This is a genomic window from Cupriavidus sp. SK-3, from assembly GCF_000611145.1.
GTDB lineage: Bacteria > Pseudomonadota > Gammaproteobacteria > Burkholderiales > Burkholderiaceae > Cupriavidus.
Genome location: NZ_JFJV02000050.1, coordinates 1 through 750, shown reverse-complemented (window position 1 = coordinate 750; position 750 = coordinate 1). Strand labels below are relative to the sequence as shown.

The following is a 750-nucleotide window of genomic DNA, read 5'->3' as shown; positions in this document are numbered from 1 at the left end:
GTTGAAATCCCGCTTCAGCACCATCGTGGAGTTGGAACCGACGATCGAGGACTGGACGCGCTGGGCGGTCACGAACAGCGTGCCGCCTGTGCTCATCGCCTTCCTGCGCTTCCGCCCCGATCTGCTGCTCTCGTCTGAGCGCAGCAAAGAGGTGGAGAACCTGCCTTCGCCGCGAGGCTGGGGGCACGTGGCGCGTCAACTGCCGCTGGTACCGCCGGGGATGGAAATCGTCGCCACGGCCGGCGCGGTGGGCGAGGGCGCCGCACTCGAGTTCGAGTCGTTTCGCCAGATCTATCGCGAGTTGCCCAGCGTGGATTCGGTGCTGGCCGCCCCGGAATCCGCCAGGATCCCTGACAAGGTGGCCGCGCAGTACGCCATCTGCTCGGCGCTCGCCGCCGTTTCCAACGAGAACAACTTCGATCGTGTGATGGTGTACGCCAATCGCCTATTCGAAGCCCATCTCGGCGAATTCGCCGTGATGCTCGCCACCGATGCAGCACGTCGCGACGCGCGGATCTGCGCTACTCCAGCGTGGATTAATGCGCAGGGCGGCAAGCTCGGTGAGTTGCTGCTCGGCAACTGATCCCTTTTTCCTTTTCTCTTCATCCCATGACGGCGAGCCACCAGGCTCGCCGTTTTTCGTTGCAGCCGTATCCATCCCATTTCCAGGAATCATCATGAACATTCAAGACATTACCAAGCGCGTTATGCTCGCCACCTTCAACACGTCGGTCTGGCGTGCGCGCCGCT

1 pseudogene is annotated in these 750 nt (G+C 62.4%); it reads left to right on the top strand.

Annotated features, from left to right (window positions below):
• A pseudogene (locus CF70_RS05510) lies at positions 1-583 on the top strand (ATP-binding protein); the annotation flags it as partial.
• Positions 584-750: the final 167 nt, after the last annotated feature.